Genomic DNA, 15,510 nt, shown 5'->3' on the forward strand with positions numbered 1-15,510 from the left:
CCCGCCTGTGAGCATTGATCCCCATAGTCCGCTGCCCAAGTACTTCCAGCTCCGCGCGCTGCTGCTCAACCTCATCGACGGCGCCGACCTGCCGCTGGACGCGCCGATCCCGTCCGAGCGGGAGCTGTGCGCGCGCTACCGGGTGTCGCGGATGACCGTCCGGCAGGCGATCGAGCTGCTCGTCGGCGAGGGACGGCTGAACCGCGTCCCGGGCAAGGGGACGTTCGTCGCGCGGCCCAAGCTGGAGATGCCGCTGCGGCTCGTCTCGTTCACCGAGGACATGCTCGCGCGCGGGATGCGGCCCGGCGGGCGGGACCTCGACCGGCGCACCGTCCCGGCCGACGCCCGGCTCGCGCGCCTCTTCGACATCCCCGCGGGGACGCCCGTCCACGTCGTCGAGCGGCTGCGCACCGCCGACGGCGAGCCGATGGCCGTGGAGCGGTCCCACATCCTCGCCGCGCTCGCCCCCGACCTCCTGGACCGGCGGCTCGCCGACCGCTCGCTGCACGGCGTCCTGGAGGCCGTGTACGGGCTCGTGTTCGACGCGGGCGACCAGACGATCGACGCCGGGCTCGCCGAGGCGGACGAGGCCCGGCACCTGGAGATCCCGCGCGGCGGGGCCGTCCTGCGGCTCCAGCGGCGCTCCTACACCGGCGGCGTCTGCGCCGAGCTGGGCGTCTCCAGTTACCGCGCCGACCGCTACCAGATCCGCACCACCCTCGGCCTCCCCTGAGCCGGCCCGCTGAGAGGACACCCCCCGATGACGTCCGCGACCGCGGCGGGCCCCGGCCCGGCCGCCCTCGCCGTGCTGCAGCGCATCGGCCGCAGCCTGATGCTGCCGATCGCCGTCCTGCCCGCCGCCGCGATCCTGCTGCGCCTCGGCCAGGACGACCTGCTCGGCGCGCGCGGCCTCGGCTGGGACCGCGTCGCCGAGATCGTCGGCGGCGCCGGGGAGGCGCTGTTCGGGGCTTTGCCGCTGCTGTTCGCGGTCGGCGTGGCGATCGGCTTCGCGCGCAAGGCGGACGGGTCCACGGCGCTCGCGGCGGTCGTCGGCTACCTGGTCTTCGACCGCGTCTCCAAGATCATGTTCTCGCACCGGGCCTCGCTGCGCGGCACGGTCGTCGTCCAGCAGGCCGACGCCGACGGGAGCCTGCACTCCGTCGTGGACTGGGGCGCGAAGAACCCCACGGACGTCCTCGGCGGCATCCTCATCGGCGTCCTCGCCGCCGTGCTCTACCAGCGCTACCACCGCGTCGCGCCGCCGGCGTGGCTGGCGTTCTTCGGCGGACGGCGGTTCGTCCCGATCGTCACCGCGCTCGGCGCGCTGGTGCTCGGCGTGCTCCTCGGCCTCGCCTGGCCCGTCCTCGGCGGCTGGCTGACGGCGTTCGGCGACTGGATCACCGGCGCCGGGGCGCTCGGCGCGGGCGTCTACGGCGTCGTCAACCGGCTGCTGCTGCCGTTCGGGCTGCACCACATCCCGAACTCGCTGATCTGGTTCGTGTTCGGCACGTACAACGGCCCGGACGGCGTCGTCCACGGCGAGATCAACCGGTACCTCGCGGGCGACCCGCACGCGGGCGGGTTCACGGCCGGGTTCTTCCCCGTCCTGATGTTCGGGCTGCCCGGCGCGGCGCTCGCGATCTGGCGGACGGCCGCGCCCGAACGGCGGCGCGCGGTCGGCGGGCTCATGATCTCGGCGGCGCTCACGGCGTTCGTCACCGGCGTCACCGAGCCGATCGAGTTCGCGTTCATGTTCGTCGCGCCCGTCCTGTACGCCGTCCACGTCGTGCTGACGGGCGTGTCGCTGGCGCTGCTGGACGCCGCCGGGGCACGGCTCGGGTTCGGGTTCTCGGCCGGGTGCATCGACCTCGTGCTCAACGCGTCCAAGGACAACACCCGCGGGCTGCCACTGATCATCGGGCTCGGGATCGTCTACTTCGTCCTGTATTACGTGATCTTCAGCTACCTGATCCGGCGGTTCGACTTCGCGACGCCCGGCCGCGAGAAGGACGAACCCGTGGCCTGATCCGGCCAGAACGTATTTACGGCATGGGCTCTGACCTCTTGAAAGGTGGCGCCGGAACGTCCGGCGCCCTCGTCTTCCGGAGGCTCCCCATGACCGCGCACGCTTCGTCCGAACGGCTCCGGATCGTCCCGACCCGGCCGCCGCTGCGCCTCCTGGACGCCCGCACCGCGCCGTCGCCCGAACCCGCCGCGCGCGCCCTCATCGCGCTCGTCGCCGCCGTCCTCGCCGGGGCGTGCCCGCCGGCGCGGCTCGCGCGCGGCATGCTCCCCGAGATCCGCGCCCGGCTCGCCGCCCACGTCCCGCCGCCCGGACGGGCCGCGCCGCCGCAGGTGCTCACGTCCTGGGTGCAGCGGCCCTCCCCGCAGGCCGCCGAAGCGGGCGCAGTCCTGCGCCTCGGGACGGACGTCCGCGCGCTCGCCCTGCGCCTGGAGTTCCTGCACGAGCGGTGGCGCTGCGTCCAGCTGGAGACGACCGTCCCCGCGCGCCGCCTCGCCCGCGCCGCCTGAGAACGCCGACGGCCTCCCGGGGGCGTCCCCGGGAGGCCGTCGGTCCGGCTCAGGCGCGGTTGCGCGGGTCGCCGTGGCAGCGCTTGAACTTCTTGCCCGAGCCGCACGGGCACGGGTCGTTGCGGGAGACGCCGGCGTACTCGTCCGGCTCCTCCTCGCTGTGCAGCTCCACGCCGCCCTCGCCGTCCACGGTCGGCGCGCTGTACTCCAGCTTCTTCGGACGGTGCCGGTCCTCCAGGCCCTTGGCGTGGACGACCGGAGCCTCGTCCTCGGCCTCCTCGACCTCGGCCTCGTCCGCGTCCACCGCGGTCGCCGTCAGCGCCACCGGGTTCGCGCCGACCGCCGGAGCGGGCTGCTCCTCCACCTCGACCTCGAGGTTGAAGAGGTAGCCGACCGACTCCTCCTTGATGCCGTCGAGCATGGCGTTGAACATCTCGTAGCCCTCGCGCTGGTACTCCACCAGCGGGTCGCGCTGCGCCATCGCCCGCAGGCCGATGCCCTCCTGGAGGTAGTCCATCTCGTAGAGGTGCTCGCGCCACTTGCGGTCCAGGACCGACAGGATGACCCGCCGCTCCAGCTCCCGCATGACCTCCGAGCCCAGCTCCTCCTCGCGCTTGGCGTAGGCCGCGTGGGCGTCCTCGCGGATGCGCTCGGCGAGCGTCTCGGCGTCCAGGCCGGACAGGTCGTCCTCGTCCTCGGCCAGGTCCTCGATCTTCACCGCGATCGGGTAGAGCTGGCGGAACGCGCCCCAGAGCTTCTCCAGGTCCCACTCCTCGGCGAAGCCCTCGGCCGTCGCGCCCGCGACGTACCCGTTGACGACCTCGTCGATCATGTTGGAGATCTGCTCGGTGAGGTCCTCGCCCTCCAGGACCTTGCGGCGCTCGGCGTAGATCACCTTGCGCTGCCGGTCCATGACCTCGTCGTACTTCAGGATGTTCTTGCGCATCTCGAAGTTCTGCTGCTCGACCTGGCCCTGCGCGGACTTGATCGCGCCGCTGACGAGCTTGGACTCGATCGGCTCGTCGTCGGGAATGTTCAGCCGCGTCATCAGCGCCTCGACCCGCGCGGAGTTGAACAGCCGCATCAGGTCGTCCTCGAGGGACAGGTAGAAGCGCGACTCGCCCGGGTCGCCCTGACGGCCGGACCGGCCGCGGAGCTGGTTGTCGATGCGCCGCGACTCGTGCCGCTCGGTCGCGAGGACGTAGAGACCGCCCAGCTCGGCGACCTCCTCGTGCTCGCCCTTCACGGCCTCCTTAGCCTTCTCCAGCGCCTCCGGCCACGCCGCCTCGTACTCGTCGGGCGTCTCCAGCGGCGACAGGCCGCGCTGGTGCAGCTCCAGGTCGGCGCGGAAGTCGGGGTTGCCGCCGAGCATGATGTCGGTGCCGCGGCCCGCCATGTTCGTCGCGACCGTGACGGCGCCCTTGCGGCCCGCCTCGGCGATGATCGCCGACTCCTGCTCGTGGTGCTTGGCGTTCAGCACCTGGTGCTGGACGCCGCGCCGGCGCAGCATCCGCGACAGCCGCTCGGACTTCTCGACCGAGGTCGTGCCGACCAGGACCGGCTGGCCCTTCTCGTGCCGGTCGGCGATGTCGTCGACGACGGCCTCGAACTTGGCCTGCTCGGTCTTGTAGACGACGTCGGCGACGTCCTTGCGGACCATCGGCTTGTTCGTCGGGATCGGGACGACGCCGATCTTGTAGGTCTTGTTGAACTCCGCGGCCTCGGTGTCGGCGGTGCCGGTCATGCCCGAGAGCTTGTCGTACATGCGGAAGTAGTTCTGGAGGGTGATCGTGGCGAGCGTCTGGTTCTCGTCCTTGATCGTCACCCCCTCCTTGGCCTCGATGGCCTGGTGCATGCCCTCGTTGTAGCGGCGGCCGTGGAGGATTCGGCCGGTGAACTCGTCCACGATGAGCACTTCGCCGTTCATGACGACGTAGTCCTTGTCGCGTTTGTAGAGTTCTTTGGCTTTCAGGGCATTGTTCAGGAAGCTCACCAGCGGCGTGTTCACCGAGTCGTACAGGTTGTCGATGCCGAGCCAGTCCTCGACCTTCTCGACGCCGGACTCGGTGATGCCGACCGTGCGCTTCTTCTCGTTCACCTCGTAGTCGCCCGGGCCGTACTCGTCGACCTGGCCGGCCGTGCTGACCAGCTCGGCGCGCTTCAGCCGCGGGACGATCTTGGCGAACTCGCTGTACCACTTGGAGTTCTGCTCGGCCGGACCCGAGATGATCAACGGGGTGCGGGCCTCGTCGATCAGGATGGAGTCCACCTCGTCCACGATCGCGAAGTTGTGGCCGCGCTGGACGCACTCCTCCAGCGACCAGGCCATGTTGTCGCGCAGGTAGTCGAAGCCGAACTCGTTGTTCGTGCCGTAGGTGATGTCGGCGGCGTACGCGGCGCGGCGCTCGTCCGGCGTCATCTGCGGGAGGATGACGCCGACCTCCAGGCCGAGGAACTGGTGGACGCGGCCCATCCACTCCGCGTCGCGCTTGGCCAGGTAGTCGTTCACCGTCACGACGTGCACGCCCTCGCCCGACAGGGCGTTGAGGTACGCGGGGAGCACACAGGTCAGGGTCTTGCCCTCACCGGTCTTCATCTCCGCGATGTTGCCGAGGTGCAGCGCGGCGCCGCCCATGATCTGGACGTCGTAGTGCCGCTGGCCGAGCACCCGCTTGGCGGCCTCGCGTGCGGTGGCGAACGCCTCGGGGAGCAGCTCGTCCAGGGACTCGCCGTCGGCGATGCGCTCCCGGTACTGGTCGGTCAGCTCGCGCAGCTCGGCGTCGCTCATGTCGAGGAAGTCCTCCTCGATCGAGTTGACCTGATCCGCGAGCTTCTTGAGCTTGCGCAGGGTTTTGCCTTCGCCCGCACGAAGGATCTTGTCGATGACTGGCGGCACTCTAGGAGGCTCCTTGCAGATCGTGGGTCACCGCCTGAGGGCGGCGCGCACACCACACGTACGATTGCCATCGTAGGCGAGACCCAGAATGGTCTAGGTCACCCTGCGACGCAATCCACCCCGGGCGCCGTTTGACCCCGGCGGTGTGCGGTTAGCTGTATTGAGGCACCTGATGAGGGGGGCACCATGTCCGAAGATTCTCCCGGCTCGCACGCCGGCCGGGCCAGTTCCTGGGTCGCGGTCACGATCATCTTCGCGGGCTTCGTCACCGGGGGAGTCTCCCTGTGCAAAGGCCCGTTCTGGGTCGGCTTCTACGTCGGGCTCGGCATCGTGGCCGTCGGCATCGCCGCCGCCGGGCTCGTCCACGTCTTCTCCGACGTCGTGGTCGACAAGCCGCGCGTGATCCCCGAGATCGTCGACTACTCGGTCTTCGGCTCCCGCAGCGCCAAGCGGCGCGGCGGCGAGGCCGGCGAGACGATCGCGACGCCGACGCGCACCGACACCCAGAAGCAGCCGCACGGCTGAGCCGTCCTCTTCAGGACCGCGCACACCCTTCCAACGGGCGGGGACCCTCCGGGGTTCCCGCCCGTGGGCTGCCCGCCGTCAGTCGGCGATGCGTTCGATGCGGACGTCGTCGCAGCCCACCCAGTCCGCCGCTTCCCTGAGCGCCCGGTTCAGGGCGTCCCGCGACTCCTCGATCCGCGCTGGGGTCGCCGCGTGCGGCTCGAACGAGACCTGGCGCGCCACCAGCGTCCGGCCCTCGCGCGCCGGGTCGACGCGGCCGATCAGCCGTCCGCCCGCCAGCAGCGGCATCACGAAGTAGCCGTGGACGCGGTCGGCCTTCTTGACGTACGCCTCCAGCCGGTGGTCGAACCCGAACATGCGCGACGCGCGGGCGCGGTCCCACACGAGGGAGTCGAACGGGGACAGCAGCGTGGTGGCGTGCCGTCCGCGCGGCGGGAACGCCAGGGCGTCCGGGTCGGCCCAGGCGGGCGCCTGCCAGCCCGCGACGCGCACCGGGACGAGCCCGGTCGCCTCGATCACCCGCGTCACCTGCTCGCCCCGGACGCGGTAGTAGTCGGCGAGGTCCGCGCGGGTCGCGACGCCGAGCGCCCGGCCCGCGTGCCGGACGAGCCGGGTCAGGCACGCGTCGTCGTCGGGGTCGACGGCCAGCAGCTCGGCGGGGATCGCGCGTTCGGCCAGGTCGTAGACGCGCCGCCAGCCGCGCCGCTCCACGCAGACGGCCTCGCCGGTGTCCAGCAGCCACTCGATCGCGATCTTGTGGTCGCTCCACTGCCACCAGTCGGCGCCCGCCTTCGCGCCGCCCAGTTCGCGCGTGGTCAGCGGGCCCTCGGCGGCGAGCCGGACGCGGACCTCGTCCAGCACGGCCTTGTCGACCCGGTGCCAGCGCTGGCCCCGCGCCCGGTAGGCGCGGCGGCGGAACGCGAAGTACGGCCAGTCGGCGACCGGGAGGATCGACGCGGCGTGCGCCCAGTACTCGAACGTCCGGCCGCCGCCCCAGTAGGCGTCCTCCACGGCGTCGCGCCCGACGGCGCCGAGCCGCGCGTAGGGCACCAGTTCGTGCGAGCGCGCCAGCACCGAGATCGTGTCGAGCTGGACGGCGCCGAGCCGGTTCAGCACGGCGGGGACGCCGCCGCGCCGCCCGTCCGCGCCGAGCAGGCCCTGCGCGCGCAACTGCAGCCGACGCGCCTCGGACGCGGTCAGCTCGGTCTCGGGTTCAGGCAGGGGAACGGCCACGGCGCGATGCTACGTCGCGCCACCGACATTCCCGGGTCAGGTGATCTCCAGCAGCTTCTCGCGCACCGCGTAGACGACCGCCTCCATCCGGGAGTGGAGCTGCAGCTTCTCCAGGATGTTGCGGACGTGGTTCTTCACGGTGTTCTCGGAGATGAACAGCTCCCGGGCGATCTCGCGGTTGCCGAGGCCCCGCGCGACCAACCGCAGCACCTCCATCTCCCGCTCGGTCAGCCGGGGCGCGGGGACCTGCTGGGCGCGCTCCTCGCTGCGCTTGGCCAGCGCGGCGAACTCGGTGATCAGCTTGGACGCCATCGACGGGCTGATCAGCGACTGCCCGCCGTGGACCGCGCGGACGGCCTGCGGGACCTCGTCGATCGAGATCTCCTTGAGCAGGTAGCCGCTCGCCCCGGCCTTCAGCGCCTCGAAGAGGTCTTCCTCCTCGTCGCTGATGGTCAGCATGACGATCTTGGCGCTGGGCGCGACGTCCTTGATCGCGGTGCACGCCTCGATGCCGCTGCGGCGGGGCATCCGGACGTCCATGAGCACGATGTCGGGCGTGAGGTCGCCCGCCATCTCGACCGCCTCGTGGCCGTCCCCGCCCTCGCCGACGACCTCGATGTCGGGTTCGTCCCGCAGGACCATCTCCAGGCCGCGCCGGAACAGCGCGTGGTCGTCCACGATCAGCACGCGGATCGGGTCGCGGGCGGTCTCGGGCGCGGTCCGGGGCGTGGACGGCCGTGGAACCGCCGTTCGGCCGCGAGCCTCGGCTTCTTCGCTCACCTGAGTCGCGGCGCTGGAGGAGACGCCGCTTCCCCCCTTCATCTGCTCGTGGTCGCGGGGAGGCGGGGAGCGGCGGGGGGCCGGGCGCGGGCGGCGGGCACCGCCCGCCCTCCCCGGCCCCGGACCGCCGCGTCCACGGCCCTGCGGAGAACGCCTTTTCTAGATCATGACACGGTTCGGGCGGTGACGGGACGCGAGTGCCGCATCACTCTTCGACAAGGCGGATGACGCCGTAATCCCAGCCCCGGCGGCGGTAGACGACCGAAGGACGTCCGGAGTCGCGATCGCGGAACAGGAAGAAGTCATGGCCCACCAGCTCCATCTCGGTGACGGCCTGCTCGATGCACATCGGCTCGGCGGTGTGCGCCTTCTCGCGAACGACGACCGGCCCGTCGCCGTCCATCTCGAACGGTACGAGATGTTCCTCGCCGGGGACCGATCCGGCGGTGGCCGCGTTCGGCCTGCCGCCGTCGGCGAGGGCCGCGTCGCCCTCGTCCACCGGCGCGATCATCGTCGCGGCGATGCCGCCCGCCCCGCCGCCGGGCTGGAGCGCCCCGGGCAGGTCGGCGTCGGCGGCCGTCCGGCGGGCGGCGAACCGGCCGCGCGCCCGGCCGTGGTGGGCCTTGCGGCGCTCGGCGTCGCGGCGGAGGCGTCCCTCCAGCTTGTCCAGGGCGAGGTCGAGCGCGGCGTAGCGGTCCTCGGCGGACGCCTCGGCGCGCACCACCGGTCCCTTGGAGCGGACCGTCAGCTCGACGCGTTCCCGTTCCTCCGGGACGCGCAGGCTCGGGTCCTCCGACACCTCCACGTCGACGCGCATGACCTTGTGGTCGAGCCGCCCGATCCTGGTCAGCTTGCCGTCGACGTGCGTGCGGAACCGGTTGTCGACTTCGGTGTGACGACCCCTGACGACGATGTCCACGGGTCCCCCTTCTGTCGCTTGCGGTGCCCGGTCCCCCCGGGGGTCGCACCACCGGGAGGACGCCTTGGCTCGGTGGATCGCACCCGCCCGGCCGACCTGGTCTTCGTCCCCACATCCGCCTGCCGAGGGGTTCGCGGCGCTCTCGCCACTACTGCCCTTCTCCCGCTGCGGGGGATGTCGGATCCCCCGACGGGGCAGGACTTACCTCTAAGGCGCACCGTGATCGGTCGACGAGAAGTCGCCTTACGTGGGCCGTTTCGCCTGCGCCTGGCATCGGCTAGCCGGATCGGCGGTCGCGCTCCCGAGGAGCGCTGCGATCCGACGCAACCACGGACCCGGGCGGGTGCCATGTCTGGAACGCTAACCCCTTACGCCGTGAATGTCAGGGGGGTTGGGCGGACGAAATTCTCACGGACGGTCATCGGCGGGCGCGCCGACGGCGTCCGGACGCCTCCCCCGGAGCCTGCATCGGAGCGCCCGGCCCTTATGGCGCAGGGCCTGCGGGCGTTTCGGGCCGTGGCCGTGACGTGCTCGTCCTCGCTTCGGCTGTTGGAGAAATCTCTACCTCCCCGCTGATCGCGCGTGACCCGTCGCGCGGGACACATACCCCGTCTGCGCCGCCCGGCCGCTACTTCTGGTGACAGATCGGCCTTGCCCCGCGGTGTGAACGTTGTCACCACGGCGTGGTCGGGGCGCGACCTGGGGTGACAGCGGGCGGTCGCGTCCGGGCCGGGCGTCGCCCGCGCGGGGTTCGCCGATTCTTCATCGGGGCGTCCGGCGGTTCCGGCGGCGTGTCGCGGCAGGTCGGGGCGGGTGTCCGGCAGCTTCCGCCCAAGGCGCCTTGCACGCCTGGGCAGAACGCGCCATTTATCGGCTTTGGGGCGAATGTAACGGTCGCGGTGTCGCCGTTCCCGCGCCCCCTCCGGCGGAGTCCCGAACCCCGGGCGGGCACGGCGTCAGAAGGGCACGCCCCGATGCGCCGTCTGCTGTCGTTCCTCCTGCCCGTACCGCTGGCCGCCGCACTCGTCACCGCCGTCACGGCCCCCGCGTTCGCAACACCGCCGAACATTCCGTCCGCGTCCACCGCCGCGTCCCGTCTCGCCGCGCTGACCGTCGCGCCCGAATCGCACGGCAGCACGTACGACCGTTCGCTCTTCCCGCACTGGATCACCATCTCCGGGACCTGCAACACCCGGGAGCAGGTCCTCAAGCGCGATGGGACGAACGTCGTTACCGACTCGTCCTGTGCCGCCGTGTCCGGCACCTGGTACTCGCCCTACGACGGCGCCACGTGGCACGCGGCGTCCGACCTCGACATCGACCACATGGTGCCGCTCGCCGAGGCGTGGGGCTCGGGCGCGTGGGCCTGGACGACCGCGCAGCGCCAGGCGTACGCCAACGACCTCGGCGGACCCGAGCTGTGGGCCGTCACCGACAACGTCAACCAGGCCAAGAGCGACAAGGACCCGGCCGAGTGGCAGCCGTCCGTCGCGTCGTTCCGCTGCACCTACGCCCGCGCCTGGATCCAGGTGAAGTGGTACTACAACCTGACCGTCGACAGCGCCGAGAAGAGCGCCCTGACCTCGATGCTCGCGACCTGCTGAGCCCGGCCCGCCGTCCCGTCCGCGCCATGGCCGGGACGGCGGGCTACCGTTCTGGTCATGGACGACGCCCGTCCGGAATGGGAACCCGAGATCGACGTCTCGGCGGCCTGGGCGGCCGAGCTGTTCGGCGGCCGGTTCGCGCACGTCGCCCCGCTCGCGACCGGCTGGGACAACACCGTCTTCCTGGCCGACGGGACGTGGGTGCTGCGGTTCCCGCGCCGCCGGATCGCCGTTCCCGGTGTGGAGCGCGAGATCGCCCTCCTCCCCCGGCTGGCCGCCGTGCTGCCGCTGCCCGTGCCGGTGCCGGAGATCGTCGGCCGGCCGTCCGACGCCTTCCCGTGGCCGTTCTTCGGCGCGCGGCTGCTCCCGGGGCGCGAGCTGGCCGAGAGCGGGCTGCCCGACGCGCTGCGGACGCCCGCCGCCGCCTCGGTGGGCTCTTTCCTGCGGGCGCTGCACGCTCCGGACCTCGCCGCCGCGCTCGGGGCGCGGCTGCCGGTCGACCCGTTCCGGCGCGGCGACCCCTCGGTGCGCGCGCCGATGGCGCGGGAGCGGCTGGACCGGCTCGCTTCGCGCGGCCTCTACGAGCCCGACGCGGCGGTCGCCGACCTGCTCGCCGCCGGGGCGCGGTCCGGGCCGTCGGACGCGCGGCTCGTCGTGGCCCACGGCGACCTGCACATGCGGCACCTGCTCGTCGGGCCGGACGGACGGGCCGCCGGCGTCATCGACTGGGGCGACCTGTGCCGCGCGGACGCGGCGGTGGACCTGTCGCTCGCCTACGCCGGGTTCCAGGGCGCCGCCCGGGACGCCCTGCTGGCCGCCTACGGTCCCGTCTCGCCCGCCACCGAGCTGCGCGCCCGCGTGGCCGCCGTGTCCCTCTGCGCGACGCTGGCCGAGTACGCCGCCGCGACCGGCCGCGCCCGTCTGCGCGACGAGTCCCTGGCCGGTCTGCGGCGGTCCGTCTCCTGACCGGTCAGAAGACGGCGTTCAAGGCGGCTTGGAGGAGTTTTGTTGGGGCCCCGGTGCCGTCTGCGGGGACGGTCCACAGGTCGGAGCCGTAGTCGCCGGGGAGGGAGTAGGCGATGTGCGCCGCGTCGATCCAGAGGGCCTGGTCGTCCACGTTGCGCGCCTCGGCCAGCGGCGTCTCGCGCCGGGTCGCCAGGTCGAGGCGGTAAAGGTGCCAGGGGCGGCCGGTGGACGCGTCCCGGACGCGCTTCTTGTACACGATCGCCGTGCCGTCCGGTGAGAGGGACGGGCACTCGACGTTCGCGTGCAGGGTCGTCACTTCCCGGCGGGTCGTGTCGCCCGCGACGAGGTACGTCTTTCCGTGGGTGGCCAGGGTGGCGTAGAAGTGCGTGTCGTCCTTGAACGTGACGCCCCAGAAGTTGGTGTCGGCGGCCTGGTAGCGGGTGCCGTCCTTGTAGACGGTGAAGGTCTCCAAAGACGGGATCAGGTGGCCCGTCCGGGTGTCGAGGATGCTCGTCCGGGTGGAGAAGTTGAGTCCGCCGTAGTTGTCGCCGCTGACGAAGACCGTCCAGGCGGCCATGCGCCCGCTCGGCGACACCCGCGTGCGGGACGGGACGCCCGTGCCCTTGACGTGGCGCTTCGGGCGGAGCTGGGCGTCGACGACGACGGCGTCGTAGCCCGGCGCGAGGCCGGGGACGTCGCGCAGGCACAGGCCCGTCCCGGCCGCCGCGTGGAAGCGGGCGCACACCAGGCCGCTGACGGTCCGGGGTCCGTTCGGGTCGGCGGCGGCGACGGACGCCAGATGGTCCTTACCCGGCCCCATCCGCATGTCGCGGAAGACGATCCGGCCGGGCGTGCCGAGCGTGAACTGCGCGCCTTGCCCGGTCTTGGCGGCGCTGCTTCCGGCGCGCAGCGTGAACACCGTCGCGACGAGGCCCAGCACGAGGGCGCAGGCGGCGACGATCAGCAGCCGGGTGCGGGTGGTCATGCGACCGCCTTTCGGTTCGTGAGCAGGGCGAACGCGGCGAGGCCCGCGACGGCCAGCGCCCCGGACGCCGCGAGCAGGGCGGTGTGCGGACCCCACCAGGTCCAGGCGGCGCCGAACGCCACCGAGCAGCCGAGCGCGGCCGTGGCCTGGCCCGTCTGGAGCACCGCGAGGCCGCCCGCGCGGGTGCCGGCGGGCAGCATCGGACCGGCCAGCGCCATCAGGACGCCGTCGGTCGCGGCGTAGAACGCGCCGTGCAGGGCCAGGGAGGCGACGAGGAGCACCGTGCCGCCCAGCGGCGTCAGCAGCAGCGCGCACACCAGCAGCAGGACCGCGTGCCCGGCGAGGAACACCCGGCGGCGGCCCAGCCGGTCGGCGGCGATGCCGAGCGGGACGGCCAGCAGCAGGTACGACGCGGCCGTCCCGACGGGCAGCAGCGGGAAGTACCGGACGGGCACGTCCGCCATCTTTTGCAGCAGCAGGTACACGAACGCGTCGCTGACGGTCGTCGTGGCGAGCAGCAGCGAGGCGGCGCACACGCGGGCGAACGCGGGACGGCGCAGCACCGCCAGCGTCGCGCGGACCGACGCCGTCGCCGTGCCCTTCCGGTCCTGGACGAACAGCACCAGCACCACCACGCCCAGCACCGCGAAGCAGAAGCTCACCATGAACACCGGGTCGTAGCGCTGGCTGGCGGCGCTCAGCACGCCGAACGCGACGAGCGGGCCGAGCAGCGCCCCGGCCGTGTCCATCGCGCGGTGGACGCCGAACGCGCGGCCCTGCGCGTCCGGCGGGCTGGACAGCGAGATCAGCGCGTCGCGGGGGGCCGTCCGGACGCCCTTGCCGACCCGGTCCGCGACCAGCGCGGCGCCGATGCCGGGGACGGACGTCGCGACCAGGAACACCGGCTTGACCAGCGCGGACAGCGCGTAGCCGAAGCCGGCGACGGCCTTGTGGCCCGTCCGGCGGTCGGCCAGATGCCCGCCGGCGAGCCGGACGAACGCCGACGCGCCGCCGTACAGCCCGTCCAGGAAGCCGAAGGCCAGCGGCGACAGGCCGAGGCCCGCCACCAGGTAGAGGGGAAGGACGGCCGTCACCATCTCCGACGACACGTCCGTGATCAGACTGACCGCGCCGAGCGCCACCACGTTCGGCGCGATGTTCCTCGCGACCGAGCGCAGCGGGACGCGCCGCCGCACCCCGCCCGCCGCGTCCGCGACGCGGCCTGCCGACAGATACACCACGGACCTCCTCGCCGCGCGACCGTCCCCCGGAGCGCAACGGCCCCGGGGAACGGTCCTTTCATCGAGCCGTCAGCGATCCGTCACTGCCAGATCGACGTGATGGGCGTGGCCGACCCCGCGTTGCCCGCGTGGGTGGTGCCGTACATGTCCTCGATGGTGCGCAGCAGGTTGTAGTGGTTGAACTGGGTGCCGTCGGTCGCGCCGGGACGGACGTGCGCGCCGTAGAACACGGTCGCGATCTTGTTCCCGGCGGAGCCGTTGTCCTCGTCGAACGTGACGATGAGGACGCTGTTGTGCGTCTTGGCCCACTGGGCGTAGCCGTCGAGCTTGTTCTTCAGCCACGTGTCGCCGGTGCTCACCGAGCAGTCGTGCATGTCGTTGCACAGGTTCGGGACGACGAACGACACGGTCGGCAGCGTGGTGTAGTCCGTGGGCCACTGGTTGAACGTGTAGCCCGTGGACGCCGGGACGTTGCTGAACGAGAACCACGGGTTGTGCTTGCGCGCGTACTTGCCCGCGCTGTTGGAGCACGTCGTGGAGCCCTGCGACGGCAGGCCCTCGTTGTAGCTCCCCCACGTCCGGCCGGCCGCGATGACCTCGGCGCCGAGGTTCGCCTTGTTGTAGGGCGACCCGGGGGGCGGGCAGGCGTCGTCGGTGATGCCCTGCGTGCTGCCGGAGAAGAGCGCGAAGTAGTTCGGCTCGCTCGGGTGCGTCTCGGCGAAGATGTTGGTGAGGTTGGCGCCTCCGGTGGCGAGCGAGTTGATGTACGGGGCACTGGAACTGCCGATGACCTGCGAGTACGCGTGGTTCTCGAAGACGGCCACCACGACGTGGTCGGGCGTCGGGATGGTCGCGGCATAGGCCCGGTGCCGCTCGCCCTGCGCGGCGAGCGCGGACACGAGGGCGGCGACGGCGGCCAGGGCGACGATGACGACGCCCCTGCGCCGGGAGATTCTGAACGAACGGAGCGCGGTGGAAGGATCGGACACTGCGGCCTCCTGCGTGACTGCACGCCGGACTGGACGGCCCGGCCACGCGAAGATGCCACCGCGTCCCCGCCGCTCCACGACCACCGGAAGACCCGACGACCAACGCCAGATGAACCCAACCACCCTCCGACCGCCCCCGCCACACCTCCCTAACCGTCCAGCAGACCTCCTAGAACCTTCCAGCGACTATCCAGCAACCTCCCAGCCCCCACCCAGCCACGCACACACGCACAACAACCGAACAAGCGCGCAGCACCGGCTCAACCCAACGCCCACCACTGCACGCAAGGCGCACGTGGGCACGGGCCATGGGGCACCGCGCGCAAGTTGGCGCCGCCCGTTGTACCCGGCGCAGCATGTGGACAAGTGCGGCCTTGCGGTGGGCTCGACGCACAGGATGGGTGCGACACGAGTGAACGGCATGTAGGCGCAGCGCGCGGGACACGGCGCGCGGACACGGCGCGCGGACGCGGCGCGCGGACACTCCGTGTGGGCAAGCGCGGCCCCCGGCGGGCCCGGGCGGCGCCTCGGCATAAAGGTTGAGTGCGGCGCGCGTTAGGGCATGGCACGCGGAGCCATCGCGAAGCACGAAATGAGCGCGACGACGCAGGGAGTGCGGCGGACGGAGCGCACCGCCGACGGGGCGTGCGACGCGCGGGAAGCACGCGACGCGCGGAGCGGGCGCGGCGATTGGAACGCGTGGAAAGGCGCGGGATGAAGCGCGACACGGGTGCGCGCCACACGGACTTGGCCGTGCCGGGCAAACGAGCACCGCGATGCGTGGGTGAGCGCAGCGCGCGTAAGGGGCCGCGGCACGCTAGGCCAGCGCGGCGCGTGAAA

The 15,510-nt window shown here is 72.2% G+C and carries 13 protein-coding genes; 6 read left to right on the plus strand and 7 right to left on the minus strand.

Annotation, left to right across the window (positions count from 1 at the left end; all coding sequences use genetic code 11):
- Window positions 1-7: 7 nt before the first annotated feature.
- From GQ466_RS11180 to GQ466_RS11190, 3 genes are all read left to right on the plus strand, one after another.
- Entirely contained in the window at window positions 8-733 is a 726-nt protein-coding gene (locus tag GQ466_RS11180; protein WP_161102810.1) for a UTRA domain-containing protein, read from the plus strand.
- A 27-nt stretch (window positions 734-760) separates the two neighbouring features.
- Window positions 761-2,026, plus strand: coding sequence for a PTS transporter subunit EIIC (locus tag GQ466_RS11185; protein WP_161102811.1), 1,266 nt, complete (start codon window positions 761-763; stop codon window positions 2,024-2,026).
- Between the two features lie 89 nt (window positions 2,027-2,115).
- Window positions 2,116-2,532, plus strand: a complete 417-nt coding sequence (locus GQ466_RS11190; RefSeq protein WP_161102812.1) for an Rv3235 family protein — start codon at window positions 2,116-2,118, stop codon at window positions 2,530-2,532.
- A gap of 49 nt (window positions 2,533-2,581) precedes the next feature.
- Here GQ466_RS11190 and secA read toward each other — a convergent pair whose 3' ends face one another.
- Window positions 2,582-5,428: a preprotein translocase subunit SecA gene (gene secA / locus GQ466_RS11195; protein ID WP_161102813.1), complete on the minus strand. Its 2,847-nt coding sequence runs from the start codon at window positions 5,426-5,428 to the stop codon at window positions 2,582-2,584.
- 186 nt (window positions 5,429-5,614) lie between these two features.
- Here secA and GQ466_RS11200 point away from each other — a divergent pair, with 186 nt between their 5' ends.
- Window positions 5,615-5,953 carry a hypothetical protein gene (locus GQ466_RS11200; RefSeq protein WP_161102814.1) on the plus strand — a complete coding sequence of 113 codons (339 nt, stop codon included), beginning with the start codon at window positions 5,615-5,617 and terminating at the stop codon, window positions 5,951-5,953.
- 78 nt (window positions 5,954-6,031) lie between these two features.
- On the opposite strand, the gene GQ466_RS11205 is transcribed toward GQ466_RS11200, so the two are convergent.
- From GQ466_RS11205 to hpf, 3 genes are all read right to left on the minus strand, one after another.
- Window positions 6,032-7,186, minus strand: a complete 1,155-nt coding sequence (locus tag GQ466_RS11205; RefSeq protein WP_337193419.1) for a winged helix-turn-helix domain-containing protein — start codon at window positions 7,184-7,186, stop codon at window positions 6,032-6,034.
- Between the two features lie 36 nt (window positions 7,187-7,222).
- Entirely contained in the window at window positions 7,223-8,008 is a 786-nt protein-coding gene (locus tag GQ466_RS11210) for a response regulator (protein WP_237417849.1), read from the minus strand.
- Window positions 8,009-8,171: 163 nt separating this feature from the next.
- A complete protein-coding gene (gene hpf, locus GQ466_RS11215; protein WP_161102815.1) occupies window positions 8,172-8,885 on the minus strand; it encodes a ribosome hibernation-promoting factor, HPF/YfiA family in 714 nt (237 codons plus the stop codon).
- 974 nt (window positions 8,886-9,859) lie between these two features.
- Between hpf and GQ466_RS11220 the strand changes: the two genes are divergently transcribed.
- Complete coding sequence (locus GQ466_RS11220; RefSeq protein ID WP_161102816.1) at window positions 9,860-10,489, plus strand: HNH endonuclease family protein; 630 nt, start codon at window positions 9,860-9,862, stop codon at window positions 10,487-10,489.
- Between the two features lie 57 nt (window positions 10,490-10,546).
- Window positions 10,547-11,455 (plus strand): phosphotransferase, encoded by a 909-nt coding sequence (locus GQ466_RS11225; RefSeq protein WP_161102817.1) that lies wholly within the window; start codon window positions 10,547-10,549, stop codon window positions 11,453-11,455.
- 4 nt (window positions 11,456-11,459) lie between these two features.
- Here the strand turns inward: GQ466_RS11225 and GQ466_RS11230 are convergent, their stop codons facing one another.
- The 3 genes from GQ466_RS11230 to GQ466_RS11240 form a co-directional block, all read right to left on the minus strand.
- Window positions 11,460-12,440, minus strand: a complete 981-nt coding sequence (locus tag GQ466_RS11230) for a TolB family protein (RefSeq protein ID WP_161102818.1) — start codon at window positions 12,438-12,440, stop codon at window positions 11,460-11,462.
- The gene (locus GQ466_RS11235) at window positions 12,437-13,678 is read right to left on the minus strand and encodes an MFS transporter (RefSeq protein WP_337193420.1); all 1,242 of its coding nucleotides are present in this window, start codon (window positions 13,676-13,678) and stop codon (window positions 12,437-12,439) included. The genes GQ466_RS11230 and GQ466_RS11235 overlap by 4 nt, the downstream gene beginning before the upstream one ends.
- 83 nt (window positions 13,679-13,761) lie before the next feature.
- Window positions 13,762-14,670 carry an alkaline phosphatase family protein gene (locus GQ466_RS11240; protein ID WP_337193421.1) on the minus strand — a complete coding sequence of 303 codons (909 nt, stop codon included), beginning with the start codon at window positions 14,668-14,670 and terminating at the stop codon, window positions 13,762-13,764.
- Window positions 14,671-15,510 lie beyond the last annotated feature (840 nt).

The organism is Actinomadura rayongensis (assembly GCF_009831215.1).
Taxonomy (GTDB): domain Bacteria; phylum Actinomycetota; class Actinomycetes; order Streptosporangiales; family Streptosporangiaceae; genus Spirillospora; species Spirillospora rayongensis.

Excerpts from the sequence above, each read along its gene's own strand:
- GQ466_RS11185 (WP_161102811.1), top strand. The coding sequence starts at position 761 with ATGACGTCCGCGACCGCGGCGGGCCCCGGCCCGGCCGCCCTCGCCGTG.
- GQ466_RS11190 (WP_161102812.1), top strand. The coding sequence starts at position 2,116 with ATGACCGCGCACGCTTCGTCCGAACGGCTCCGGATCGTCCCGACCCGG.
- GQ466_RS11200 (WP_161102814.1), top strand. The coding sequence starts at position 5,615 with ATGTCCGAAGATTCTCCCGGCTCGCACGCCGGCCGGGCCAGTTCCTGG.
- GQ466_RS11210 (WP_237417849.1), bottom strand. The coding sequence starts at position 8,008 with ATGAAGGGGGGAAGCGGCGTCTCCTCCAGCGCCGCGACTCAGGTGAGC.
- GQ466_RS11220 (WP_161102816.1), top strand. The coding sequence starts at position 9,860 with ATGCGCCGTCTGCTGTCGTTCCTCCTGCCCGTACCGCTGGCCGCCGCA.
- GQ466_RS11225 (WP_161102817.1), top strand. The coding sequence starts at position 10,547 with ATGGACGACGCCCGTCCGGAATGGGAACCCGAGATCGACGTCTCGGCG.
- GQ466_RS11230 (WP_161102818.1), bottom strand. The coding sequence starts at position 12,440 with ATGACCACCCGCACCCGGCTGCTGATCGTCGCCGCCTGCGCCCTCGTG.